21 protein-coding genes, 1 tRNA gene and 1 pseudogene are annotated in these 24,123 nt (G+C 60.4%); 12 read left to right on the plus strand and 11 right to left on the minus strand.

The annotated features are described in order from the left end of the window. Positions 1-162: 162 nt before the first annotated feature. Positions 163-239 (plus strand) — tRNA-Asp (locus tag OKC28_RS19415). Between the two features lie 151 nt (positions 240-390). Here the strand turns inward: OKC28_RS19415 and OKC28_RS19420 are convergent. Further along, on the minus strand, positions 391-723 hold the full coding sequence (locus OKC28_RS19420) for a cupin domain-containing protein (RefSeq protein WP_021139898.1): 333 nt from the start codon (positions 721-723) through the stop codon (positions 391-393). A 228-nt stretch (positions 724-951) separates the two neighbouring features. Between OKC28_RS19420 and OKC28_RS19425 the strand changes: the two genes are divergently transcribed. From OKC28_RS19425 to OKC28_RS19445, 5 genes are all read left to right on the plus strand, one after another. Continuing rightward, positions 952-2,310: an NCS2 family permease gene (locus OKC28_RS19425; RefSeq protein ID WP_256686102.1), complete on the plus strand. Its 1,359-nt coding sequence runs from the start codon at positions 952-954 to the stop codon at positions 2,308-2,310. 229 nt (positions 2,311-2,539) lie between these two features. Beyond that, the gene (gene dhaK / locus OKC28_RS19430; protein ID WP_270690989.1) at positions 2,540-3,610 is read left to right on the plus strand and encodes a dihydroxyacetone kinase subunit DhaK; all 1,071 of its coding nucleotides are present in this window, start codon (positions 2,540-2,542) and stop codon (positions 3,608-3,610) included. Positions 3,611-3,625: 15 nt separating this feature from the next. Beyond that, complete coding sequence (gene dhaL / locus OKC28_RS19435; RefSeq protein WP_005330055.1) at positions 3,626-4,255, plus strand: dihydroxyacetone kinase subunit DhaL; 630 nt, start codon at positions 3,626-3,628, stop codon at positions 4,253-4,255. Between the two features lies 1 nt (position 4,256). Next, positions 4,257-4,973 (plus strand): dihydroxyacetone kinase phosphoryl donor subunit DhaM, encoded by a 717-nt coding sequence (gene dhaM / locus OKC28_RS19440; RefSeq protein WP_021139901.1) that lies wholly within the window; start codon positions 4,257-4,259, stop codon positions 4,971-4,973. 140 nt (positions 4,974-5,113) lie between these two features. After that, positions 5,114-6,196: a glycerol dehydrogenase gene (locus OKC28_RS19445; protein ID WP_021139902.1), complete on the plus strand. Its 1,083-nt coding sequence runs from the start codon at positions 5,114-5,116 to the stop codon at positions 6,194-6,196. Positions 6,197-6,291: 95 nt separating this feature from the next. Here OKC28_RS19445 and dhaR read toward each other — a convergent pair whose 3' ends face one another. Then, on the minus strand, positions 6,292-8,193 hold the full coding sequence (gene dhaR, locus OKC28_RS19450; RefSeq protein WP_270690990.1) for a dihydroxyacetone kinase operon transcriptional regulator DhaR: 1,902 nt from the start codon (positions 8,191-8,193) through the stop codon (positions 6,292-6,294). Between the two features lie 550 nt (positions 8,194-8,743). Between dhaR and OKC28_RS19455 the strand changes: the two are divergent. Beyond that, positions 8,744-9,253: pseudogene (locus OKC28_RS19455) on the plus strand (DCL family protein); the annotation flags it as partial. Positions 9,254-9,691: 438 nt separating this feature from the next. Here the strand turns inward: OKC28_RS19455 and ydiK are convergent. Together ydiK and OKC28_RS19465 are read right to left on the minus strand one after the other, a co-directional pair. Further along, positions 9,692-10,780, minus strand: a complete 1,089-nt coding sequence (gene ydiK, locus OKC28_RS19460) for an AI-2E family transporter YdiK (RefSeq protein ID WP_021139905.1) — start codon at positions 10,778-10,780, stop codon at positions 9,692-9,694. Then, positions 10,777-12,156: a bifunctional NUDIX hydrolase/phosphatase PAP2 family protein gene (locus tag OKC28_RS19465; RefSeq protein ID WP_034523970.1), complete on the minus strand. Its 1,380-nt coding sequence runs from the start codon at positions 12,154-12,156 to the stop codon at positions 10,777-10,779. The genes ydiK and OKC28_RS19465 overlap by 4 nt, the downstream gene beginning before the upstream one ends. Before the next feature lie 195 nt (positions 12,157-12,351). Between OKC28_RS19465 and OKC28_RS19470 the strand changes: the two genes are divergently transcribed. After that, entirely contained in the window at positions 12,352-12,732 is a 381-nt protein-coding gene (locus tag OKC28_RS19470) for a hypothetical protein (protein ID WP_270690991.1), read from the plus strand. 53 nt (positions 12,733-12,785) lie between these two features. On the opposite strand, the gene OKC28_RS19475 is transcribed toward OKC28_RS19470, so the two are convergent. After that, complete coding sequence (locus OKC28_RS19475) at positions 12,786-13,559, minus strand: substrate-binding periplasmic protein (RefSeq protein WP_021139908.1); 774 nt, start codon at positions 13,557-13,559, stop codon at positions 12,786-12,788. A gap of 145 nt (positions 13,560-13,704) precedes the next feature. Next, on the minus strand, positions 13,705-14,844 hold the full coding sequence (locus OKC28_RS19480; protein ID WP_270690992.1) for a hypothetical protein: 1,140 nt from the start codon (positions 14,842-14,844) through the stop codon (positions 13,705-13,707). A gap of 215 nt (positions 14,845-15,059) precedes the next feature. Between OKC28_RS19480 and OKC28_RS19485 the strand changes: the two genes are divergently transcribed. Next, positions 15,060-15,386, plus strand: coding sequence for a YnjH family protein (locus tag OKC28_RS19485; protein WP_021139910.1), 327 nt, complete (start codon positions 15,060-15,062; stop codon positions 15,384-15,386). A 545-nt stretch (positions 15,387-15,931) separates the two neighbouring features. Here OKC28_RS19485 and OKC28_RS19490 read toward each other — a convergent pair. Continuing rightward, entirely contained in the window at positions 15,932-17,380 is a 1,449-nt protein-coding gene (locus OKC28_RS19490) for a catalase (protein ID WP_021139911.1), read from the minus strand. Between the two features lie 161 nt (positions 17,381-17,541). Between OKC28_RS19490 and OKC28_RS19495 the strand changes: the two genes are divergently transcribed. Together OKC28_RS19495 and OKC28_RS19500 are read left to right on the plus strand one after the other, a co-directional pair. Then, positions 17,542-18,027 (plus strand): GNAT family N-acetyltransferase, encoded by a 486-nt coding sequence (locus OKC28_RS19495; RefSeq protein ID WP_021139912.1) that lies wholly within the window; start codon positions 17,542-17,544, stop codon positions 18,025-18,027. Next, the gene (locus OKC28_RS19500) at positions 18,024-18,884 is read left to right on the plus strand and encodes an AraC family transcriptional regulator (RefSeq protein ID WP_021139913.1); all 861 of its coding nucleotides are present in this window, start codon (positions 18,024-18,026) and stop codon (positions 18,882-18,884) included. Before OKC28_RS19495 ends, OKC28_RS19500 begins: the two co-directional genes overlap by 4 nt. 125 nt (positions 18,885-19,009) lie before the next feature. Here OKC28_RS19500 and OKC28_RS19505 read toward each other — a convergent pair whose 3' ends face one another. Next, positions 19,010-19,909, minus strand: a complete 900-nt coding sequence (locus OKC28_RS19505) for a DMT family transporter (RefSeq protein ID WP_034523963.1) — start codon at positions 19,907-19,909, stop codon at positions 19,010-19,012. 258 nt (positions 19,910-20,167) lie between these two features. Continuing rightward, positions 20,168-20,608, minus strand: a complete 441-nt coding sequence (locus OKC28_RS19510; RefSeq protein WP_005316642.1) for a DUF2214 family protein — start codon at positions 20,606-20,608, stop codon at positions 20,168-20,170. Between the two features lie 109 nt (positions 20,609-20,717). Between OKC28_RS19510 and OKC28_RS19515 the strand changes: the two genes are divergently transcribed. Beyond that, positions 20,718-22,328 carry a sensor domain-containing diguanylate cyclase gene (locus tag OKC28_RS19515; protein ID WP_021139915.1) on the plus strand — a complete coding sequence of 537 codons (1,611 nt, stop codon included), beginning with the start codon at positions 20,718-20,720 and terminating at the stop codon, positions 22,326-22,328. Positions 22,329-22,366: 38 nt separating this feature from the next. Here OKC28_RS19515 and OKC28_RS19520 read toward each other — a convergent pair whose 3' ends face one another. Together OKC28_RS19520 and OKC28_RS19525 are read right to left on the minus strand one after the other, a co-directional pair. Further along, positions 22,367-23,026, minus strand: a complete 660-nt coding sequence (locus OKC28_RS19520) for an HAD family hydrolase (RefSeq protein ID WP_021139916.1) — start codon at positions 23,024-23,026, stop codon at positions 22,367-22,369. A gap of 85 nt (positions 23,027-23,111) precedes the next feature. Continuing rightward, the gene (locus OKC28_RS19525; RefSeq protein WP_021139917.1) at positions 23,112-24,119 is read right to left on the minus strand and encodes an ABC transporter ATP-binding protein; all 1,008 of its coding nucleotides are present in this window, start codon (positions 24,117-24,119) and stop codon (positions 23,112-23,114) included. Between the last annotated feature and the right edge of the window lie 4 nt (positions 24,120-24,123).

The raw sequence follows: 24,123 nt of genomic DNA on the forward strand, positions 1-24,123 counted from the left end.
GTGAAACGCGGTAGCGCCGATGGTAGTGTGGCATTCGCCATGCGAGAGTAGGACACTGCCAGGCACCCAATTAAACGATGATGTGCAAAATCACGTCATTGGCCGAGAGGATGACACCTCGTTGAAACGGCAGACAATTTAGCAAAAAGCTAACCAGACAGCGGAGCGGTAGTTCAGTTGGTTAGAATACCGGCCTGTCACGCCGGGGGTCGCGGGTTCGAGTCCCGTCCGCTCCGCCACTAATTTGAAGGCCTTCCCAATCGGGAAGGCCTTTTTGCTTTTGCGATCCCTCAAGTTCATCCGCTTCAACCTTCTCAATATTTCCTTGGCTGTATCAATTCAATCCCATTCAAGGTCTGAGGCCTGCCTTTTTCGTCCCCTTCATACACTTCAGTAAAACACGCAGAGCCAGACTGTTGTCATGTCGGGGTGAGTCCATTCCACCCTGTGTTTCTGGCGGGCGGGAATATTGATGTGATCGCCCGGGCCCAGTTGTACCGACTGTTGTGCCTGGGTCTGGGGATCGACGAACAGCAGATTAGCTTCGCCCTGTACGACCAGGATCCACTCATGTTCATCTTGATCGTACCACTCTCCCGGTGCTGTCTGATGTCCGTGAGAGAGAATGCGCTCTATCCGCAGGTGGTTGGTACTGACCAGATCCTGAAAGAGTTCGGTAGGCAGTGGTGAGGGGATATCGTTCAGCAGATTGCGTGTGTGCATGGGGTCTCTCCCGTCTGGCTGTGCGAATGGGTTCTCTGCAGTATAGAAGTGTGTCCCCTGGGTGAAGGTGATAGCAGTAACAAGCTGGTATGCAAACTTGTGTCCGAACGAGAACGCTTTCCGCCATTTTGATGAAAAAGTCAGGGAATTCGCTGCAATTTCGACAAATTCTTGCTATTTTGCGCGCCACAAACGCAAACGATTTCCTTCACACTTTCAGGACATGTCATGGCAAAGCAAGATATGGCCGCCCAATCAGGGAACGGCGGCTTTTTGGACTCTTATTTTTCCATTTCCGCGCGCGGTAGCAGTGTGCGCCAAGAGCTGTTGGCAGGGCTGACTACCTTCCTTGCCATGGTCTACAGCATCATAGTGGTGCCGAACATGCTGGGTGCTGCCGGTTTTGAGCAGGGCCCCGTCTTCGTGGCAACCTGTTTGATCGCCGCCTTCGGCTCTCTGCTGATGGGACTGTGGGCCAAGCTGCCCATGGCCATAGGTTGCGCCATCTCCCTCACCGCCTTTACCGCGTTCAGTCTGGTACTGGGTCAGGGACTGAGCATTCCGGTTGCCCTCGGCGCCATCTTCCTGATGGGGGTACTGTTTACCCTGATCAGTATCACAGGCGTGCGCCAGTGGATCCTGGATAACCTGCCCTCCGGTATCGCCCACGGCACCGGCATAGGTATCGGTCTGTTCTTGCTGCTGATCGCTACCAACGGCGTCGGCATGGTGATCAAGAACGAAGGGGCCGGTCTGCCGGTTCAGCTGGGTGAGGTGACCTCCTTCCCGGTCATCATGACGGTACTGGGTCTGGCCGCCATCTTCGGTCTGGAGCGTCGCAAGGTGCCGGGCGGCATCCTGATGGTGATCATCGCCATCTCCATCCTCGGCCTTATCTTCGACCCGAAAGTGACCTGGCAGGGTTTCTTCGCCATGCCGAGCCTGACCGGCGAGAAAGGCTCTCTGGTTGGCAGCATGGATCTGCTGGGCGCCCTCAATCCGGTGGTCATTCCGACCGTACTGGCGCTGGTGATGACCGCCGTGTTTGACGCGACCGGCACCATCCGTGCCGTGGCCGGTCAGGCGGGCCTTATCAACGAGCGTGGACACATCATCAGCGGCGGCAAGGCCCTGACTGCCGACTCCGTCAGCAGCATGGTCGCTGGCGTGGTGGGTGGTGCTCCGGCCGCCGTCTATATCGAATCTGCCGCAGGCACTGCGGCCGGTGGCAAGACAGGTCTGACCGCTGCACTGGTCGGCGTGCTGTTCTTGCTGATGATCTTCCTTTCCCCGCTGAGCTATCTGGTGCCAGCCTACGCCACCGCACCGGCGCTGATGTACGTCGGTCTGTTGATGCTGGGCAACGTCACCAAGCTGGACTTCAACGACTCGGTCGATGCCCTCGCCGGCATGCTGTGCGCCGTCTTCATCGTGCTGACCTGCAACATAGTGACCGGCATCATGCTGGGCTTCGTGGCGCTGGTCGTCGGTCGCCTGTTTGCCGCCGAGTGGAAGAAGCTCAACGTCGGCACCGTCATCATCGCCGTGGCGCTGGTAGTCTTCTATGCCGGTGGCTGGGCCATCTAACCCGTCCGGTTATAGCGAAGGGCCCTGCGGGGCCCTTTTTCATGGCTGTGAGGCCGCTTGCAGTTTCCCGCCCGTTTGTCCCGTGTCGTTTCAGATTGAAACGCCGATACCCCCTCTGCTGTTTCAAATCCGAACCGAACAGGCCGTCATTTTTCTCCCGATTTATCCCGTTAGACTGGCTTCATCAACCATTTGCCCACCCGTGCGGTGGCAAGCCAAGGAGTGAGCCATGAAGAAACTGATCAATGCCGTCGATGCCGTGGTCCGTGAACAACTGATGGGGATGGCCGCCGCCCACCCCGAGCTCAAGGTACGTATCGAACCCCACTACATCACCCGCGCCGATTCTCCCGTGATGGGCAAGGTAGCGCTGGTCTCCGGCGGTGGCAGCGGCCACGAGCCGATGCACGGCGGTCTGGTGGGCAAGGGGATGCTGGATGGCGCCTGCCCCGGCGAGATTTTTACCTCGCCGACTCCGGATCAGATGTACGAGTGCGGTCAGGCCGTTGATGGCGGCGCGGGCGTGCTGTTTTTGGTGAAGAACTACACAGGCGACGTGCTCAACTTCGAGACCGCGGTCGAGCTGCTGCACGGCGATGGCGTCAAGGTCGGCTTCTCGCTGATCGATGACGACGTGGCGGTGAAAGACAGCCTCTACACCGCCGGTCGACGTGGCGTCGCCACCACAGTGCTGTGCGAAAAACTGGTGGGGGCCGCAGCCGAAGCCGGCTATGACCTGGCCCGTTGCGAGGCACTGGCCCGTCGCATCAACAATCAGAGTCGCACCATAGGCGTCGCCATGCACGCCTGTACCGTGCCTGCCGCCGGCAAGCCCTCCTTCACTCTGGCGGACAACGAGATGGAGTTCGGCGTGGGCATCCACGGCGAACCCGGTATAGCGCGCCGCCCCTTCACCGACCTCAATACCCTGGTGGATGACATGTTCAGCGAGCTGGCGGACAACACCCCCTATGGCCGCACCCTGCGCCATTGGGACAGAGTCTCCGGCAGCTGGCAGGAAGATCACACCTTTATCGAACCGCTCAACCGGGGCGATCGTGTCATAGCCCTGGTCAACAGCCTGGGCGGCACCCCGATTTCAGAGCTGTATGGCGTCTATGGTCGCCTCGCCACCCTGTGCGAAGAGGCAGGCATCCATCTGGTGCGCAACCTGATAGGCCCCTACTGCACCGCCCTCGACATGACAGGTATCTCCATCACTCTGCTCAAGGTGGACGACGAGCTGATGACCCTGTGGGATGCCCCCGTTCACACCCCCGCCCTGCGTCGCGGCTGCTAAGGAGCCCTTACTCTCATGCTAAGCAAACATCACATCGTCAACTGGCTGCTGGATTGCGAACACATCTTCACCGAGCAGCGTGACTACCTCACTGCGCTGGATACCGACATCGGCGATGGCGACCACGGTCTCAACATGCAGCGCGGCTTTACCAAGGTGGCCGAGAAGCTGCCTGCGGTGGCAGACAAGGATATCGGCCAGGTGCTGAAAACCACCGGCATGACCCTGCTCTCCTCGGTCGGCGGCGCCAGCGGCCCGCTCTACGGCACCTTCTTCATTCGAGCGGCAGCCAGTACGGATGCCTGCCAAAGCCTGAGCCTGAGTCAGCTTGGCAAAATGCTGAGCGACGGAGTCGAGGGGATTGTCTCCCGCGGCCGCGCCGAGCCGGGTGACAAGACAATGTGCGATGCCTGGTGGCCGGCACTGGCCGCCCTGCAACAGGCGCAGCAGCAAGAGCTACCGCTCAATGATGCGCTGGACAAGGCGGTGGCAGCCGCCGCGGCCGGCACCGAGGCCACCATACAGATGCAGGCCCGCAAGGGGCGAGCCAGCTATCTCGGCGAGCGCAGCATCGGCCATCAGGATGCCGGGGCTACCTCGACCCTGCTGCTGCTGACCGCCCTGCGTGACAGAGCGAGGTTGTGACATGATCGGAATCGTAGTTGTCTCTCACAGCGCCATGCTGGCGGCCGGATTGAAAGCGCTGGCCGACCAGCTCGGCAGCCCGGCCCGATTGCTGCTGGCGGCCGGGGTCGATGACCCCGACCACCCCATCGGCACCAATGCCATCGCCGTGATGAGTGCGATTGAAGAAGCGGACGACGGCAGCGGAGTGCTGGTGTTGATGGACTTGGGCAGCGCCCTCTTGAGTGCCGAGACCGCTCTCGAACTGCTGCCCCCCGAGTTAAGCGCCCAGGTGCGGCTCTGCCCCGCCCCCTTGGTCGAGGGCACCCTGGCCGCCGTGGTGGCGGCAGGTTCAGGTATGAGCCTCGACGAGGTGGCCGCCGAAGCGCTCGGTGCCCTTGGCCCGAAACAGGCAATGTTGCCTGCCAGCGCGGCGCAAGCCGCCACTGAGACGGCTCCCGTTACCGATGACGGCTGGCTGCGCTGCGAAGTGGTAGTGGATAATCCCCACGGCTTGCATGTGCGCCCCGCAGCCCGACTGGTGGCCGCCCTCAAGCCCTTTTCCGCTGAACTCAAGCTGCAAAAGGGGGAGAAAGAGGCCAATCCCCGCAGCCTGACCCGGCTCACCATGCTCAACGTACGTCAGGGCGACACCCTCGCCCTGCTGGCGCGCGGGGAGGATGCCACCGCCGCATTGACCTGCTTTCAGCAGCTGGCAGCGGAACGTTTCGGCGACTGACCCGCCTGCTTCAAGGCGCGGCAACGGCCTCATCGGCCAGCAGCCGCGCCACTTAAAGACGAAGGACTCCCCGACACAGCCGCCCCTTCGCCCCTGTTAGTTTCAAAAGAAGTCTTATGAACTAGAGAGAGGGATAGAATATGGACCGCATCATCATCAGCCCCAGCAAATACGTGCAAGGCAACGGGGCCCTCGCCAATATCGGCAACTACGTTAAAGCGCTCGGCGCCAAGCCGCTCATTCTGGCCGATGCCTTCGTCACCAAGCTGGTTGGCGACACGGTTGCCACCAGTTTCCACGGCGTGGACATCAAACCGGAGTTCGACTGCTTCAACGGCGAATGCTCCCGCCCCGAGATCGACCGCCTGCTGGCTCGCTGCAACCAGACGCCGTTCGACGTCATCATCGGCATCGGTGGCGGCAAGACGCTCGATACCGCCAAGTCGGTCGCCTTCTACCAGAAGGTGCCTGTGGTCATAGTGCCGACCATCGCCTCCACAGATGCGCCAACCAGTGCGCTGGCGGTCATCTACACCCCACAAGGGCAATTCAGCGAATACCTGATGATCCCGACCAACCCCAATATGGTCATCATGGATACCGGCGTGATCTCCCGCGCCCCGGTGCGGCTGTTGGTCTCCGGCATGGGGGATGCGCTCTCCACCTACTTCGAGGCGCGTGCCAACAAGATCTCCGGTTGCCAGACCATGGCCGGTGGCGCTTCCACGCTGGCGGCGCAGGCCATCGCCGAGCTCTGCTACAAGACCCTGCTGGCCGATGGCTACAAGGCCAAGCTGGCGGTGGAACAGGGGCTCTGCACCAAGGCGGTGGAGAACATCATCGAGGCCAACACCTATCTGAGCGGTATCGGCTTCGAGAGCAGCGGTCTGGCCGCCGCCCACGCCATCCACAACGGCCTGACCCAGCTCGCCGAGTGTCACCACCTCTACCACGGTGAAAAAGTGGCGTTCGGTACCCTGGTACAGCTGGTGCTGGAGAACGCCCCGATGGCGGAGATCGAGACAGTGCTGGCCTTCTGCCGCTCGATCGGCCTGCCGACCAACCTGCATATGATGGGGGTCAAGGAGCTGGACATGGCGCGTCTGATGGAGGTGGCCAAAGCCTCCACAGCCGAGGGCGAAACCATCCACAACATGCCGTTCAAGGTCACCGCCGAGGATGTGCTGGCAGCCATAGTCACCGCCCACCAGCTGGGGCTGTAACATCAGCCACTGCTGACACTGCCATATAACACGGCCCCGCAACTGCGGGGCCTTTTCATTTTCTACGGGCCGGTTCGCAACGACCTGAATAACCATCAGCCGTGATAGTCGGCGGGATCGATCTCAAGCAGCTTGAGTCGCCGCCACAGGGTGGTGCGGCTGATGCCCAGGTGCTGGGCCATCTGGCTCACCTGCCCCTTGCAGGCGTGGGCGCAGCGCAAGATGGCTTGCCGCTCCAGCTCCGCCAGTGTGAGCAGCGGTTGCCCCACCACCTCATCCGCTACCAGTTGATAGCCGTGACGGATTGCGGCTGGCAGTGCCTCCGGCGGGATCAGCCCCTGACCGGAATGAAGCAGCGCATGCTCGACCGCGCTGCGCAGCTCCCCCAGATTGCCGGGCCAGGGATAGGCGCGCAGACAATCGAGTGCCGCCGGACTGAACTGGCGCATCGGCTCGCGCCCCTGCGCCCCTAACTGCTGGCTGATAAGGCCCGGCAGATCGGCCGCGCGCTCCCGCAAGCCCGGCAGCCACAGCTCGCACGCCTGCAAGGCATAGAGCAGTTGGCGGCCAAACAGCCCCTCCTGCACCAGTTGCTCCAGCGGGGCGCTGCTGGTGGCGACGATCCGCACCTTGAGCGGCAGTATGCGGGCCGAATCGAAGCGCTGGATGCGGCCGGTCTTGAGCAGTTGCAGCAGCGCCGCCTGCATGGGGGCGGAGAGGCACTCCACCTGCTCCAGCACTAGCGTGCCACCGTGGGCCAGCTCGAACTTGCCCGCCCGCTCCTGCCCCGCCTCGTCGGAGCCCATCAGCTCCAGCGCCATCCGCTCGCTCGGCAGCGCCTGACAGTTGAGTGTAATGAGGGGCCCGGCAGCCCGCTCGCTGCCAAAGTGGATCGCCTCCGCCAACTGGGCCTTGCCCACCTCCTCCTCGCCGCGCAGCAGGATCGGCCCCTGACTCCGGGCCGCCTGCCGGGCGTAGCGCAACAGCTTGCGCATGGCGCTCGATTCGCCCACCAGCGCCGACAGCTCGGGCACCGTCTGGCGCAGCTGATGAATGGCCCGCAGCCGATCGACCGGGTGCAGCAGGGCGATAAAGCTGACTCCCTCCGGCCCCGGCAGCGGCTTGAGGCTTATCAGCGCATTGATGAACTCCCCCTCCTGCCCGCCGAGCCGCTCCAGCGTCACCTCCACATGGCTGAGCGGCGTCTGCCCCTTGATGGCGAGCTGCAAACGCTGGGGCAGCAGCAGGTGCTGCTCCAGCGGCTGGCCGAGACAGAGCGCCGGATCGAGCCGCAGCCGATTGGCCGCCAGCCCATTGAGGTAGCGCAGCCGGCCCTGCGGATCCCAGGCCAGCACACCGTCATCCATGCCATCGAGCAGGGCGTAAAGCTCACTCAGGTGGTGCTGGGACTCCTGCATCAGGGTCTCCATCTGCAGCAGATGGGCCAGCTCGCGCCCGGCGCTGACGGTGAGCGCCAGATCGCCAGCGCTCGCCTCCTCCACCTTGCAGATCAAGGCGATAATGGCGACCTGACGGCCATTGCTGTTGTAGACCGGGCTAGCACAGCTGTGCCACGGGTGCAGGGTCTGGTTGAAGTGCTGGGGGCCGCTGACGCAGAGCGGTACTCCCTCCAGTGCCGCCAGATTGATGGCATTGGTGCCGATGCGCCCCTCGCTGAAGAAGGCGCCGGGGCCAAACCCCAGCGCTGCCAGCTCGCGCAGGGTGTCGGGGTGGCCGGTCTGGGCCAGCAGGCAGCCGCTCTCGTCGGTGAGCAGCAGGGCACAGGGGCGCCCCTCCATAAATTCGTAGAGATCTTCGAGGGCCATCTCGCCGGTGGTGAGCAGATCCCGCTTGCGCTGGCGCAGGCTCTGCAAGGTCTGCCCCTTGGCGCTGTGAGGCGGATGCCAGAGGGTGGCGCTGGTCTGGTGGGCGCAGCGCAGCCAGGAGGCCTGCAGATAGTCAGGCCAGGGCTGCAGTGGCTGAAGGTCAGATGGCATGGTCACAGCAATATCCGGCAAAAAGATAAGCCGTCATTTAACCACGCCCTCCCCGCAGATTCAGTGACCTGCCTCAGAGGGTGACAAGCCCGCCATCTTCCCGCTCGAGCTCACCGTCGGCAAATTGCTGGCCGAGGCACTCCTTCGATCTTTTGATATATAACCCCGCTCACACTACTGACTTGTTTATGAAAAGGAGGCCAGATGGCGCTTTCCATTGCCGCCCCAAAAGTGTATTTTTGCCAAAGGAAGACGTCTGGCGAATGCGTTCAACACCAGAGTCCGTAGGCAATGCTTTAAAATGAATTTTTCCGTGGTGATCACGGCGAAACGGAGTTATATGGAAGGCTCAATTAACGGATTGGTACCGCCTTCCATCTAATCACTGTTAGCCATACAGGAGGGTCTGGTGGCAAAACCAATCGTAATCGGAGATATTCAGTTTAGAACCAAAACGGCCGCTAAGGCGGAGATCAGGCGCCGTATTGGTCAATATGAAGCCGGTGATATTCTGTCTGTTGCGGACTAAGTATTTTTCGAAGAGCTATTCAAGCTTCACGATGAATATGTTGAAAAAGTAGGCGTAGGTATAAAGCATATTCAGGTTGAAAGGGATTTTCATCGAAATAGGTGCTTGTATATCCACCGAACAGATGGTTCGGAAATTGATATTAGCTGGGTTCCTTGCGTTCAACCTGCATCCACGAAAACCGTTGTTTCTGCCGCCTTCAGAAGAGCAGTAAAAGATCGTGTAATGGCATTTAAATCAAGTCAACTATCAGAAGTGTGTCGCTGCCCCATTTTGAATATTCCGCTAGATTATGAAAATAGTCATGTAGCGTATACCAAGAATAGCTTCGAGTCGTTACTAGATGATTTTCTTGGTCAAGCAGGTGTCACCTTCGAATCTATCGAGCTAATAAACCCGAGTCCAGATGATAGCGACCAGCGAGGCATTCTGAAAAATCCGGTTATAAAGGAGCAGTGGAACCAATTTTATGACTCCAACGCTCGGTTAACATTGATGAGCGCGGAAGCCAATCTGCGAAGAAAAGGCTAACCAATCCATTAAATTCACGCACTTCGTGTGCCGGACCTCGTTTCATTCAGCTGCTTATCGCGGCATTAATTTTTAGGGAATCCCGTGAAGATTCGATATATAAAACTAGGTGATGGCGGGAAATGGGAACTCTACTGCATAGAAGAAAAGCAGCCCGTAGGTTCGATTAGCCGTCAGGCGTAATCGGACGTTCGCGTCAATCAATTCTCCCGCTATCACGGCCACCCGATTTTCCCTCTGACAGAGGCCGATGATTGACGGAAACTCCGGGGCAACTGTACCTCGATCGTCCGATTACGCTTCGCTAATCGAACCTACATGGGACGGTAATATGTGGTGCATGCAGGTTGGTGCGGATCAGCCAATCTGACACGATCGCCAAAACAGAAGAGCCGCCCGATGGGCGGCTCTTTGTATCAGCTATTTATGGCTGAATCGTCACTCTGCCTTTGGCGGGGCAAGCAGCGGCTCTGCTGCGGCTTGTTCATCTTCTCTCACCCAGGCATCCAGCAGGGTGTAACCCACCGCCAGCACGACCGGGCCGATGAATAGGCCGATAATTCCCATGGTCAACAAGCCGCCGATAACCCCCACCAGTATCAGGATGAGCGGCAAATCCGCCCCTCGTTTGATGAGGAAGGGACGCAGTATGTTGTCCATGGTGCCTGCAAACAGTGACCATACCAGCAGGAAGGTGCCCCAAGTGGTGTCACCGCTCCAGTAGAGATAACCGATACAGGCCAGCAATACAGGGAAGGGGCCGATCTGGGCCACGATCAGCAGGAACATCACCACCACCAGCACCATGGTGTAGGGGATGCCTGCAATCAGCAGGCCGATACCGGCCACGGATGATTGCACCAGAGCGGTCACCACGACGCCCATGGCCACGGCGCGGATCGCCTGGGAGGCGAGCACTGTGGCATTGTCACCGCGCTCGCCGGCAAGGCGGTGGGCGAAGCGGCGAATGCCGGTCGCCACCATTTCACCCGAGTGATAGAGCACGCCGCAGATCCCGACTGTCAGCAGGAAGTGCACGAACAGCAATCCCAGATTGCCTGCCTGGGAGGCGAGCCAGCGGGCTGTCTGACCGAAGTAGGGGGCCAGCTTGGTAAACAGTACCTGGCCGCCGCTCGCCAGGATCTGCTGCCAGAACTCATACAGCTTGGTGCCCACCAGAGGGACCTGTTGCAGCCAGAGCAGCTCGGGGGGCGGTGAGTGGCTGATGGTGGTGCCCAGCTCGATCAGCATGGGGGCTTGCTCCGCCACATTGGCCAGTGCCATGAACAGCGGAATAACGAACATCAGCAGCAGTACCAGCGTCATGAAGAGGGCTGCCAGCATGCGCTTGCCCCACAGCACGCGCTGTACCATCCGCATCAGTGGCCAGGTGGCTATTGTGATCATGGTGGCCCACACCAGCGCAGGCAGGAAGGGGCGCAGCACCATGAAGCACGAGATGATGAGAATGCTGAGAAACAGCACCCCCAGCGTGGTCTTGGCTAAATCCACTTTTTTCATATTCATAACAATCCCTTGTCGGAGCCGGAGCCCCTGGGTAACGGGTCAGAGTTCATGAGTGAGAGTATCCACCAGAGGCCGGCGCTCAACCAGAGCCCCAGGCAACAATAGAGTAGCCACTGGCCCAGAAGAGTGAGTCCTGAGCTGGTCAGCCAGCCTGGCAGCGACCACAGCAGCGCCCCGAGGGGCAGGCCACCGAGCAGGGTAACCGTCAGCATTCGCAAGTATTGTGTCCGTGCGCGCGCCAAGGGTAGCAGCATGCCGAGCATCAGACCCAGGCTGAACATGGCAAGGCCAGCCAGGGCAGAGGATTGGCTCCACCAGGCGGCCAGTGCGCAGGCAAAGGTCAGACAGATCCAGCTCGGTGGTTTTGCTGAAATACCGGATAATCCGGCGTGAATTGCCAGCATCAGCGCGCCCAGCAGCAGTCCTGCCGCCACGTCCGAGAAGAAATGAACGCCGAGCCAGACCCGGGCCAACCCTGTCGTGGCAGCCAGCAAGAGTGCCAACGCTGCGCTGCGCCAGGGATTGGCTGGCCAGCACAGCCTGAGCAGCACGCCCCAGAACAGCAGCGCCGAGGCAGCATGGCCGCTTGGCATGCCAAAGCCCTGTGCACTCTGTTGTGCCAGTGCAGGATCGAGGTGGAAGGGCCTGGGCCAGCCGATACCCTCCTTGACCACGAGCACCATCAGGGCAAGGGTCAGCATGGCCAGCAACAGCTGACGCAGGCGAGGCCAGCCCAGCAGCGGCAGCAGCAAAGGTAACAGGGCAAGCTGAAACGCGGCTGAACCAAACAGATTGCTGGCATCAAGCCAGAGCACGTCAGCACCGAGCCAGCTCTGCAACTGCCGGATCAGCGGGAGCTCTGCCCGGTGCAACTCGTTGCCGTCGGTACTGAAGTCGTGCTGCCACAACACTGGGCTGTCGGGAATGTCGGCCAATCTGGGGGCCAACCAGTCGAGCTGCGCCGGGAAGCGGCGTTGTGCATGTGGCAACTGTGCCGGATCGATCAGCCTGGCATTGAGTATTTCACCGCCGAGGTTGGGGGCCTGCAACAGTGAGACGAAGCCCGAGCCTGTTTGTACCCTGATGGGTTGCAGGGCCTGGCAGGCGAACAGGACAGCTCCCTGCCATTGTCCCAATTCACCACTGATCCGGCTTCGCAACCCTGTCTCTTCAAACAGCTCGCGCTGCGCGGCTAGTTGCGGGGTCTCGCCTGCATCTATGTAGCCCCCGGCCAGGCTGTAGCGGGAGGAGACCCTGTCCTGCACCAGCAGCAGTTGTTGCTGATGCTTGACCACGCAGACGGCGGCGGTGGGATCGGCTGAGGCTGGTTGCACCAGCAGCAGGGCACAAAGCAGTAAAAAACAGTAGCGAAACATGGCGCCTGAACTGTGGGTGTGGATGAGCGCAAGGGTCACAGAAATCAGATAGTTGGGCAATGATTTCATATCTGGATGCCAGCTAATGGCGGGTTTGGTACACGGCAGCAAGGCGAGGAAGGATTGCCGTGGGGTGAGGCAGTCCCTAGTATTGGCAGCTATGTTATTTTCATGCAGCAAACCTTGGGACCTTCCATGAGACAGTTTGGTTTTTTTCTGGGCATTGCCATCGGTGTCATCCTGATACTGTTCGGCAGCATCGTTATCTTTCAGGCCTTGTCTGCCGCACTGGATGTGCTGGAGATGCCGAGCCGAATCCCGTTCGTGCGTGAGGTCTACACCTGGCTGATGACCAGTGCCAGCGGCCTGACCGGTCAGCTCGAACAGAACTTCCTGGAAGCATTCCAGACTGTGCTCAAGCTGATCCTGCTCATCACATTCATGTGGGTCTGCGTCAAGCTGGTCAACATGGGGGTGCTGATCATCCGCGCCGGGGTGGATCTCATCCGCACCGCCATCGAGCACAGCGAAATCACCCAGGCCAAGAAGTCCGAACACGACAGCCACTTCCAGTAACAGTGCGCTGCAATAAAACAGGCCACCTTAGGGTGGCCTGTTTGCATCTGTCTTCATTCAATCAGGGGCAGGTGATCCGCTGGCGGGGATTGCACCACATCCTGATAGCGGGCGATTAGCCGCTTGAATGCTTCCCCCTGTCTGACCTTGTCCAGCGCCTGTTGCAGGCGGGCGATCTGCTGCTTGTCGGCCGCAGGGTTGAAGGCGAAGCAGTTGTCCTGCTCTGCCAGGATGGCAACGGTGACGAAGGTATCAGCTTGAAAGCCCAGCTGTTGGGCTTGATGAAACAGCATCACTTCGTTGCCCGCCACCAGATCGGTGCGGGCCATGATGAGCTGGCGTACCACCTGATCCATCCGTTCCACTGACATCATGTTGGCAGTGCTTACCCCCTTGTTCAGCAGCAGTTGTTCCCCTACATCGGCCTGCATGACACCAATCTGCAACTTGGCCAGATCGGCCTTGCTACTGATCTTGGGGGCATCTTGCTTGCGGCCCACCAATGAGACCCGAGAGTGGCTTATGGGGCAGACCCAGAGGAAGTGAGGATCTCGTGCTTTGGTGCGAGCTGTTGTGAACAGTACGGCATCCGGTTGCTGGGTCAGCAGGTACCAGGCCTTGGCCCAGGGCATGAAGTGAATGGGTTGCTCCGGTTCCCCCATCTCCTGCCACATCAGTCTCAGCACTTCGACCGCCAATCCAGTGCCTTTGCCCTGCTCATCCTGACCATTGAGCGGCATATTCTGTTCGGAATAGTAAGTGAATGTCGCAGCATGCAACGTCATGGAGAGGCAGTAGCAGATCATCAGGCTGAGCAGACGTGACATGACGGCACTCCTTGCGAAAAATCGTCTTTTCCAGTTTAGAGGGCTATATCGAGAAGTTCATGATTTGCGCTACAAGCATGCGGTTTGCAGCCAAATATGGGGGAGAGGAGGGGAAAACAGGCCATCGTATGATGGCCTGTCCAGATTATTTGAGCAGCGCTTCCATCTCTGCTTCGGCGGCGGCGCGTGCCTGTTCGCTCTGTCGCCGAGCCGCGTCGGCCTGTGCTGCCGCATCAAGGGTGGCCTTGCTGCTGCTCATAGCCTGCTTGGTGGATTCGGCCACGGCCTTGTTGGCCTGCTGTTGCACCGTGGTGGTGGCGCTGCTGATGGTTTGCTTGGCCGGTTCGGCGACGGCTTTAGTGGCCTGCTGTTGCACCGTGGTGGTGGCGCTGCTGACGGCTTGCTTGGCGGGTTCGGCGACGGCTTTAGTGGCCTGCTGCTGTACCGTGGTGGTAGCGCTGCTGACCGCCTGCTTGGTGGATTCGGCGACTGCCTTGTTGGCCTGCTGCTGCGCCGAGGCGGTGGCGCTGCTGACGACTTGTTTGGTGGTATCGGCGACGGCCTTGTTGGCTTGCTGCTGCGCCGAGGCGGTGGCGCTGCTGACGGCTTGTTTGGCGGGTTCAGCGACGGCCTTGTTGGCCTGCTGCTGCGCTGTGGCGGTGGCGTTGCTGACAACTTGTTTGGTGGTATCGGCGACTGCCTTGTTGGCGCCTTGCTGTATTGAACCCAGCACATTGCCGAGTACAGAGGTGGTCGCTGTGGCCCCTGTCAGTACCTTGTTGGTATCGGTCAGAGCAGTGTTGGCACTGGATAGCGCGGTCGCAGCCGGTTTGGCTTGAGCCTGCCAGCCCTGCATCTCGGTTGGCCAGCTTGGTGTCGCTGCCGCCAGATTTTCGCCAAATACCTGAGGCGTTCCATCCCCCTTGAGCAGCATGACGGACATCTGGTTGGTTTGTGAGTTCCACACCATGCCAGCCTGCTTGGCTACATCCGGCATGGGGGCATAGCGGGAGACCACATAGAACAGCGGGCCTTCCTGCTGCAGCTCGTTGGCGGTCTTGAGCAGTTGCATGGTGCTGTCGTAGTTGGGGCCCAGAATACTGGTCATCCGATCCTTGATGATGGGCTGTTCAAACAGATTGGCTTCGTTGGGATCGAAGCCCACCAGGGGTTTGAGCAGCGCCCACATCAGCTGGCTGGTCGGGCTCATCATCAACAGGGGGGCAACGCAGGCGGACAACATCAGGCTCAGGCAGGCCGCCTGGAGCAACGGCATGATACGCATTGGGATAATATCCAAATAACGATTTGATAAATAAGGTTATATTTGTCGATGGATGACAAATCTACCGGGGTTTTCCTGCGCCGATTTTGACGGGCGTGGGCAGGCGCTGGCAGGCTATCATACTGGGTTGGGAATGCCAGCCAGCGCTGGGCTTATTAATCAAGTTTGCGCCTGTTATGGTCGCCCGATACTGGTATCGCGCAAGGAGTGATGTCATGAATCGAATCAAGGGTGGGACGGCTTGCCTGTTGCTGGCCATGTTGGGGACGAGCGGCGTGGTAGCCGAACCTGTCAAGGTGACGCGGGCAGAGGTCGGGACCGAGTGGGTGTTGCCGTTGGGATCGCTGCCGGAACGGATTTGCTGGTATCAGGATCAGAAATATTCGCTGGGTGCCCGAATTCAACAGGGGAATCGCTGGCTGGAGTGTGGCCCGCAAAACGAGCAGGAGACCAATGGCCCACTGGCCTGGCGCTTGCCGCCTCAGGTGACGCCTGTGACCAGGGCTCCGTCGGATAGCGAGACAATTAGCCTGGGCCAGTGAGGCTTTTCTTGATCCAGCTAAAGACATGGACGTGATCTCTATCGCATAATGCGGCTCTTTCCTTCTCTTGGCTGGGACCTAAGAAATGGCTCGTCGCTCTTCCAATACTCAACGTCGTCGCAGTAACTGGTGGTATAAACGCCTGTTGGTACGGGAACGGGCAGAGCGCGAAGCGCGTTCCGTTCGGGATTGATACAGCATTGAAAACGGAGCCCGGGGCTCCGTTTTTTTATTTACCCTTTCCGCTGCAAGACTCGACGTGCGATGGATTCAGTCGTGGGCGGGTCGCTCTTCCTCCCTTTGCCATATCCAACGTCGTCGCAGTCACTGGTGGTATAAACGCCTGTTGATACGGGAACGGGCAGAGCGCGAGGGCGCTGCGTTCGGGATTGATACAGCATTGAAAACGGAGCCTGGGGCTCCGTTTTTTTATTGCCGTTTCTGCTGCAAGACTCGACGTGCCGTGGGCTCAGAATTTATCCCGTGTACTGGGGTTGAAAGAAGGGGGCCCGCCGGCCCCCGTTCTTTTATTGCATCCTGGTCGCTTAGCGTTGCAGCGCAGCCAGTGCCAGCTCCACCCGCTTGGCGTACTCGGGGTCGGCCTGCTCAAGATGCCGGAGCTGGGCGACGACGATGGCGTCATCCTCCACGTTGATGAGGGAGCGTGCCATATTGGCGGCGAGGCGCGAGCGCTGCCCCTCATCCATGATGCGGAACAGCTTGCCCGGCTGGCTGTAGTAATCGCTGTCGTAGTCACGAAAATCGTAGTGCAGAGCAGCCCCTTCCAGACTCAAGGCCGGTTCGTGCTGCTCGCTCGGCTGCTGGGTGCCAAAGCGGTTCGGCTGATAGTTGGGGCTGGCGCCGCCATTGCTGTCGCTGCGCATGGCGCCATCACGATGGGCACCGTGGTGGAACGGGCAGCGCGGAGCGTTGACCGGCAGCAGACCGTGGTTGACCCCGAGGCGATAGCGCTGGGTGTCGCCGTAGGAGAAGAGCCGTCCCTGCAGCATGCGATCCGGCGAGAAGCCGATGCCGGGCACCACGTTGGCCGGGGTGAACGCCGCCTGCTCCACGTGGGCGAAGTAGTTGTCAGGGTTCTGGTTGAGCTCCAGCACGCCCACCGGGATCAGCGGATAGTCGCTGTGCGGCCACACCTTGGTGAGGTCGAACGGGTGGATCCGGTAGGTCTGGGCGTCGGCCTCCGGCATCACCTGCACATAGACCTTCCAGCGCGGGAAGTCGCCCCGCTCGATGGCATTGTACAGATCGGCCTGGCTGGTTTCCCGATCCTGACCGACGACATTGGCCGCCTCTTCATCTGTGTAGAAGCTGTGGCCCTGCTCGGTCTTGAAGTGGAACTTGACCCAGAAGCGTTCGTTGGCGTCGTTGATAAAGCTGAAGGTGTGGCTGCCGTAGCCGTTCATCTCCCGCAGACTCTTGGGAATGCCCCGATCGCTGAACAGTATGGTGACCTGATGCAGGGATTCGGGGTGGCGTGACCAGAAGTCCCAGGCGGCGGTGGCGCTGCGCAGGTTGGTGCGCGGATCCCGCTTCTGGGTGTGGATGAAATCGGGGAATTTCAGCGGATCGCGGATGAAAAAGACCGGGGTGTTGTTGCCCACCAGATCCCAGTTGCCCTGCTCGGTGTAGAACTTGAGGGCGAAGCCGCGTACGTCTCTCTCGGCATCGGCAGCACCCTTCTCACCGGCTACGGTGGAGAAGCGCAGGAAGACCGGGGTCTGCTTGCCGATGGCGTTGAACAGGTCGGCCTTGCTGAACGCGCTGATGTCGTGGGTCACGGTAAAGGTGCCGTAGGCGCCCGAGCCTTTGGCGTGAACCACCCGCTCGGGAATGCGCTCGCGGTCGAAGTGGGCGAGTTTCTCCATCAACCAGATATCTTGCATCAGCACTGGGCCGCGGGGACCGGCGGTAAGGCTGTTGTTGTTGTCGACGACGGGGGCGCCGTTGGTACTGTGCAGTGTCTTGTCAGTCATGAATGTCTCTCCTTGTTGATAGGAGTCAGCCTACGGATCCCGCTCCTCATGGGCCAATGGGCCTTTCCTAGCCCTTTGATAGGTATCGCAAATGGGTATTGTGGGGGGATGTGTAACCGCGTCGGATATTGCATGATGGGGGTTTCGAGAAGGAGCCTCATATGCAGATTACTATCCGTCATGCCGAACCCACCGATGCCCCCGCCTTGCGGGATCTCTATGCCATGCCTCATGCTCAGGCCGGTACTCTGCAACTGCCTTATCCAGCGTTGGGGGTCTGGCAGCAGCGGCTGGAAAACAGCGGTTTGGTGGCGCTGGTAGCGGAGGTGGATGGTCTGCTGGTGGGCCAGATCTCATTGCATATGGAGCCCAATCCCAGGCGCAAGCATGTGGCCTGTATCGGTATGGGCGTGCGAGATGACTGGGCAGGAAAGGGCATAGGTTCGGCCCTGCTGGGAGCCGTGCTGGAAATGGCCGACAACTGGCTTAATCTGCGGCGCATCGAGCTCACCGTCTACAGCGACAACGATGCTGCGCTGGCGCTCTATCGCAAGTTCGGGTTCGAACAGGAGGGGCTGGCTCGCGGTTATGCGTTTCGCCAGGGCGAGTATGTGGATGCGCTCTACATGGCCAGGATCCGCCCGTGATTGACTACCGTCGCAGACTCATCCCTGTGCTGCGGGCGCTGGAGCAGGATCCGGATCTCTCCATTGAGGCGCTGGCGAATCGAGCCTGCCTCTCCCTCTATCATTTTCACCGGGTGTTCACCGCAGTGGCGGGCGAGGCGCCGGGGGAGATGTGTCGGCGCCTGCGCATGCAGCGGGCTGCCTGGCAGCTGTGTTACACTGACGCCAGTGTCACTACCATAGCGCTGGGTGCGGGGTTGGCCAGCTCCCAGGCGTTTGCCAAGGCATTTCGGCGTCACTACGGCTGCACGCCGGGGGCGTTTCGCCGGGACAAGAGCAAGAATGGACACCTGTTGAGCAAGGATGGACACGCCAGCGACCGGCTGCTCCCTTATGCTGAAGACCACTCATCAGCAAGGAGCAACACCATGAAAACCATCGAGATGGATGCCCGCACCCTGGCCTATATTCGCGTCACCGGCCCCTATGGCGAAGGGTATGACCCTGTATGCAGTCGACTGCATCAGTGGGCCAGTGCCCGCGGACTGGAGGGGGGTGAGTGGATCTTCATCTATCACGATAACCCCGAGGTGACGCCGCCGGCCCAGTGCCGCACCGACATAGGTGTGACAATGCCGGCGGGTACGGTCGGGGCCGGGGAGGTCGAGATCCAGCTTATTCCCGCCGGTCGCTACGCCCAGTCCCGCTACCTCATCACGGACCGCAGTCAGTATGGACCGCGTTGGCAGGAGCATGTGGGCGATATAGTCGCCGCCGGGTTGGCGTTCGGTGACGGGCCCTGTTTCGAGCTATACCACAGCGTGAGCAATGACCCCTTGCGTGACGACGTCAGCTTCTGCTCCAGCGTTCAACGCTGAGGGGGCCGGGGCCGGGTACAGCAAAACGCAACATTGTGAGTGCAACAACGAGTGCAATAAAAAGAGGAGCCGATATGGCTCCTCTTTTTGGCTTCGTTCTGTGCAATGCCGCGCGCGCCGCGCCGTTAGCCCTGCTTCGGCAGGCGATCCTTGCGCGATTTCCACCACCAGCGCAGGCGCACCTGAGAGATGAGCATGCCTGCCAGCATCAGGGCGCAGCCGACGATAGCCCGCTCATCGAGGATTTCTCCAAGCAGCAGCACACCGCCGATGGCGGCGAATACCGTCTCCAGACTGAGGATGATGGCTGCGTGGGCAGGATGGGCACCGCGCTGACCCACCACCTGCAATGTGTAGCCGACTCCGACCGACACCAGACCGGCGTAAAGCAGCGCCTGCCACCCGGCCACGGCACCGCTGATAGTCGGCATCTCTATGGTGAAGGCGACGGCCAGGCTGAGCAGGCCGCACACCAGAAACTGCACACTCGCCAACCGGATCGGCGCGACCCGACTCGAATAGTGATCCAGTACCAGCAGGTGAATGGCCCAGAACAGGGCGCCCGCGACTTGCAGCAGATCGCCATAGCCTATGGTGAAGTCCTCGGTCACGCTGAGGTAATAGAGCCCCGCCATGGCGATGAGGGCGCCGACCCAGGTATTGGTCCCTGTCTTGTGACGCAGGGCCAGCCCGATCACCGGCACCAGTATGATGTAGAGACCCGTTATGAAACCCGCTTTGGCAGCCGTGGTATAGAGCAGCCCCACCTGTTGCAGGGAGGCGGCACTGAACAGCACGGCTCCGGCGAGCAGGCCCCCGGTCAGCAGCAGGCGACGATCGTCGGACTGGCCCGCGGGCTGGCGAGACTTGAGCCACCACAGCAGTGGCAGCAGGGAGGCGGCGCCGAGCAGGAAGCGCAGGCCATTGAAGGTGTAAGGCCCCATGTGATCCATCCCCAGGCGCTGGGCGACGAAGCCCAGCCCCCAGATGGCGGCGGCCATCAATAACATCATGTTCGAACGCATACGGATTCATCCCTGAGAAAGTGGCAGGCGCCCATCCTCACGGCGCCAGCCACCAAGATAACCGTGCGCGGGGGGATTTGTCTTTAGCGGCTCGCGAGTTTGGCTCGCCAGGGCGGATCAATGCGAAGAGAGAATGGCTATGCAGGATCCGTATCATCAGCTATCGCGGCTGAATGACACATCAGCTATTGGCGAGGTTGGCCAGCAGAGGGGCCAAGGTGAGCAGCAACAGAACGACTACGCAGGAGCCGTATCACATCAGCTATTCGCAAGGCTTGCCAGCAGAGGGATCAGGGCGAGCAACAACAGATTACCGCGCAGGATCCAGATCACCCAGAACTGCTGCTGGATGGAGACCATGGGTGCCCGGCCATGACGCAGGGAGCGGCGCCAGCGATAGAAGAGGCGGCTGGGGTAGCCGAAACTGATGGCCATCAGGAAAAACAGCAGCAGCTTGGTGCGATAACCTGGGTTGGCGAGCAGTATTGCGGGTTGGTCCGGGTGAGCGAGTACTTGCAAGACACCCGTGATGAAGATGAGTAGCAGGGCCAGCGCTGCCAGACCGTCGGCCAGCAACAGCTTGCGTACTTGCTCGATGGACATGCCACGCCGGAACAGAAAATACTCGGAAGTGATCGCCCCTGTCAGGGTGATCACGGCGCAATAGTGCAGCGCCATCAGCAGGTCCGGGTTCAGCATCCGTGACAGATCCTTCTGATTAATAACATAGTGAGCTTCCTTTTGGACGCCATCCGGTCGGGCTGATATTCTGACATTACATCATGTCTGGTGGTAGCAGGAGTCCTGTTTGGGCAAGCGAGTCGTCTCCAAGAAAACCTGGTCTCTGGTTGCCAGAATGCGGCTGGGTTTGCTGCTGCTGTTTATTCCCGTTTTGATGCTGGGTGGCATCTACTATCTGCACATGGAACGCAGCCTGCAAAACGAGTTGCAGCAGCGTCTGCTCGCCACCAATCACCAGCTGCGCCACGTCTTCATCGAGCCCTATCTCCACGAGATGGAACGACAGTTTACGCTGATCTATGACCAGGTGAAGGTGGACGATATCAGCGGCCCCCGCCTGCACAACACAGAGTCCTACCTGAAGGCCTGGCAGCTTTACAAGGGAGTCATGGCTGACCTGATCTACATCTATGTCGGCACGGCCGAGCGCCAGATGCTGATCTACCCCGAATGGCAGGCAGATGCCCAGTTCGATCCCAGGGTTCGGCCCTGGTATCAGCTGGCCAGCCAGCATGTGGGCGAAATGGTCTGGACCGAGCCCTACTACGACTACATCAATGGCAATCTGGTCATAGCGCTGGCGCGGGCCCTGACTGACCAGAGTGGAAAGGTGCAGGGGGTCTTTGCGGTCGACGCCATTCTGGCGCCTTTCTCGGCCCAGCTGAACCGGCAGGCGGACAATGGCTACCAGATGATCGTCAACCAGTCCGGCAAGGTGCTGGTACACCCGGATCCCGCCCGGTTGCTCAAGCCCATGGACCATCCTCAATGGCTTTCCCGTTTCAAGCGGGAGGACGGCATCTTTCTGGACAAGGATGCACAGCTGTTTGTGGCTTACAGCAAGTTGCCGGAGCGGAACTGGGTGCTCATCAGCGTGCAACCCGCGGCCAGTGTTCAGGCGGTGGTCGACAGGGTCTCTCTCAACGTATTGCTGATGGTAGCGCTGGCCTGCGTGCTCTATGTGATGCTGGCGCTGGTGTGGTCCCGCTATTTTCACCGCATGCTCAATGAGATTTCCTCCATGATCCGGGCCAGCCGGACCCAACCTGACGATGTGCCCCAGGGGGGAATGCAGGAGCTCAAGCATGTCTATGCCGAGCTGGCCGAGGCGGGCAAGGATTATCACGAGGCCCGCCAGCAGGCCAATCTGGACAAGCTGACCGGTCTCTACAACCGTCGGTTCTTCGACGAGCGTTTGAATCGCCTGCTGATTGAGCGCCAGCCCTTCTGTCTGGCCATGCTCGATCTCGATAACTTCAAGCTGGTCAACGATACCTATGGCCACCAGACCGGGGATATAGTGCTCAAGCGAGTATCACAGCTGGGTATGCAACTGCTGGGGGATCACGGTTGGGTCTGCCGTTACGGCGGGGAAGAGCTGGTGGTGCTGATGGCGAATCCGGACATCCACTTCTGCCAGATGCTGCTGGAGCAGTTTCGCAAGGGGGTGGAGTCACTGGATTGGCGTGAACCCGGTCTCAAGATCACCTTCAGTGGCGGGCTGGTGGCCAGCGGCGAGATAGCGCATGGCAAGACCCTGCTGGCGGTGGCCGACGCCGAGGTCTATCACGCCAAGCGCGATGGCAAGAACCGCATCTATCTGGGCAGCCTGCACGAGACGGTCGCCGAAAAGGGGAGCCCGCCCAACGACAGCGTGTTGAGCAACGAAGAGGCCTGAGGGCCTCTTCTTCATTCAGCAGGCCAGCTGCCAGTCATTCAGCAGGCCAGTTGCCAGTCGAGTGTGGGCCAATCGTGTTCGGCGGCAACTTGCCGCAGGCCGGGGGCCGGATTGACCGCATGGGGGTGGGCCACGGCCTTCAGCAGCGGCAGATCGTTGTGGGAGTCGCTGTAACCAAAGCTCTCCTGCCAGGGGGCTGCGTCTGTGGCAAACAGCTGGTTGATGCGTACTACCTTGCCCTCCTGAAAACTCAGGGTGCCGCGGGTCTGGCCGGTCAGCCGACCCTCCTCTTCATCCAGCAGTATGGCGATGCAGTGATCCATCCCCAGCATCTGCGCCATGGGCGCCACCAGATGCTCGCCGGAGGCCGAGATCAGCACCAGCGTGTCACCGCGTTGACGATGCCACTCGATGCGTGCCAACCCTTGGGGGTAGATCCGCTCCCGCAACACCTGCTCGGCGAAGTGGTGGCACTGCTGGCCGAGCCACTGACGTGACTTGCCCACCAGGGGTTGCAGGGTGAACGCCATGTACTCCTGCATATCCATCTTGCCCTGATGGTAGAGGGACATCATGGCCTGCTCCTCGGCGATCATGCCCGCCGGGGCCAGCTCCTGAGCCACCATGTACTCCAGCCAGAGGCTGGCGGAATCCCCGGCAATCAGGGTCTCGTCCAAATCAAACAGTGCCAGCGCCATGCCTGCTCCTAGCTATCCATAACTGTGATGATTGACGGGCGGCATGTTGGCCGCTCGCCGATTTAAATAGGGCGTAATCCATCGCTTATGCTACCTCACACAGCTGATCCCGGGCCACCGCCAGGGTGACGGCCGTGCCCACCGGCAACAGGTCGCGGGCCGAGCGATTGAGGGTATCCACCGTCAAGAGCCCCGCTTCGCACTCCACCTGATAGCGGATGATGTTGCCGAGCAACTGCTGCTGGCGAATGACGCCGGGCAGGCAGGGATCAAGGCTCTGCTCCCCCGCAGGCAACAGGTTGATGGACTCGGGTCGCAGCGCCAGGGTGCCGCGAAAACGGGGGCCGAACAGCGACTTGGCCTGCTCGGGGGCCAGCAGGTTGTAGTGGCCGATAAAGCTCGCCACGAACTCGCTGGCGGGACGGGTGTAGATCTCTTCCGGCGTGCCGCTCTGGACGATGGATCCCTTGTTCATCAGGAACACCCGATCCGACATGGTCAGCGCCTCTTCCTGATCGTGGGTGACGAAGATGGTGGTGAGCTCGAGCCGCTGCTGGATCTCGCGGATCTGCAATCGCAGGCTGCGGCGGATGCGGGCATCCAGCGCAGAGAGGGGTTCATCCAACAGCAGGATCCGCGGCCGTACCACCAGGGCCCGGGCGAGGGCGACCCGCTGGCGCTGGCCGCCGGAGAGCTCGCCCGGATAGCGGCGCTCGAAGCCATCCAGCTCCACCAGACTCAAGGCCTCCTGCACGCTGGCGGCCAGCTCCCGTCCCGGCTGGGGCTTCATTTTCAGGCCGAAGGCCACGTTGTCCCACACCGTCATGTTGGGGAACAGGGCATAGCTCTGGAACACCATGCCGATGCCACGCTTCTGGGGCGCCTGCCAAGTGATGTCCTCACCGGCCACCCGTACCTGACCGCCATCGACCGGCGTCAGCCCGGCCAGCGCCCGCAGCAGGGTGGATTTGCCGCAGCCGGAGGGGCCGAGCAGGGTCACCAGCTCCCCCTTGCGGATGCCGAATTCGATCCCTTCGAAGACCTTGGTCTCGCCGTAGGATTTGTGCAGTTGGCTTACTTCTAGATGGAACATATGG

Origin of the sequence: Aeromonas sp. D3 (assembly GCF_027705025.1) — a bacterium.
GTDB lineage: Bacteria > Pseudomonadota > Gammaproteobacteria > Enterobacterales > Aeromonadaceae > Aeromonas > Aeromonas salmonicida.

Bases quoted from the DNA above. Each gene is read 5' to 3' on its own strand.
- dhaM (WP_021139901.1), top strand. From the start codon at position 4,257: ATGATCGGAATCGTAGTTGTCTCTCACAGCGCCATGCTGGCGGCCGGA.
- OKC28_RS19495 (WP_021139912.1), top strand. From the start codon at position 17,542: ATGCAGATTACTATCCGTCATGCCGAACCCACCGATGCCCCCGCCTTG.
- dhaL (WP_005330055.1), top strand. From the start codon at position 3,626: ATGCTAAGCAAACATCACATCGTCAACTGGCTGCTGGATTGCGAACAC.
- OKC28_RS19470 (WP_270690991.1), top strand. From the start codon at position 12,352: ATGAGACAGTTTGGTTTTTTTCTGGGCATTGCCATCGGTGTCATCCTG.
- OKC28_RS19480 (WP_270690992.1), bottom strand. From the start codon at position 14,844: ATGCGTATCATGCCGTTGCTCCAGGCGGCCTGCCTGAGCCTGATGTTG.
- OKC28_RS19510 (WP_005316642.1), bottom strand. From the start codon at position 20,608: ATGCTGAACCCGGACCTGCTGATGGCGCTGCACTATTGCGCCGTGATC.
- dhaK (WP_270690989.1), top strand. From the start codon at position 2,540: ATGAAGAAACTGATCAATGCCGTCGATGCCGTGGTCCGTGAACAACTG.
- OKC28_RS19485 (WP_021139910.1), top strand. From the start codon at position 15,060: ATGAATCGAATCAAGGGTGGGACGGCTTGCCTGTTGCTGGCCATGTTG.
- OKC28_RS19525 (WP_021139917.1), bottom strand. From the start codon at position 24,119: ATGTTCCATCTAGAAGTAAGCCAACTGCACAAATCCTACGGCGAGACC.
- dhaR (WP_270690990.1), bottom strand. From the start codon at position 8,193: ATGCCATCTGACCTTCAGCCACTGCAGCCCTGGCCTGACTATCTGCAG.
- OKC28_RS19490 (WP_021139911.1), bottom strand. From the start codon at position 17,380: ATGACTGACAAGACACTGCACAGTACCAACGGCGCCCCCGTCGTCGAC.
- OKC28_RS19505 (WP_034523963.1), bottom strand. From the start codon at position 19,909: ATGCGTTCGAACATGATGTTATTGATGGCCGCCGCCATCTGGGGGCTG.
- OKC28_RS19445 (WP_021139902.1), top strand. From the start codon at position 5,114: ATGGACCGCATCATCATCAGCCCCAGCAAATACGTGCAAGGCAACGGG.
- OKC28_RS19465 (WP_034523970.1), bottom strand. From the start codon at position 12,156: ATGTTTCGCTACTGTTTTTTACTGCTTTGTGCCCTGCTGCTGGTGCAA.
- ydiK (WP_021139905.1), bottom strand. From the start codon at position 10,780: ATGAATATGAAAAAAGTGGATTTAGCCAAGACCACGCTGGGGGTGCTG.
- OKC28_RS19425 (WP_256686102.1), top strand. From the start codon at position 952: ATGGCAAAGCAAGATATGGCCGCCCAATCAGGGAACGGCGGCTTTTTG.
- OKC28_RS19475 (WP_021139908.1), bottom strand. From the start codon at position 13,559: ATGTCACGTCTGCTCAGCCTGATGATCTGCTACTGCCTCTCCATGACG.
- OKC28_RS19520 (WP_021139916.1), bottom strand. From the start codon at position 23,026: ATGGCGCTGGCACTGTTTGATTTGGACGAGACCCTGATTGCCGGGGAT.
- OKC28_RS19420 (WP_021139898.1), bottom strand. From the start codon at position 723: ATGCACACACGCAATCTGCTGAACGATATCCCCTCACCACTGCCTACC.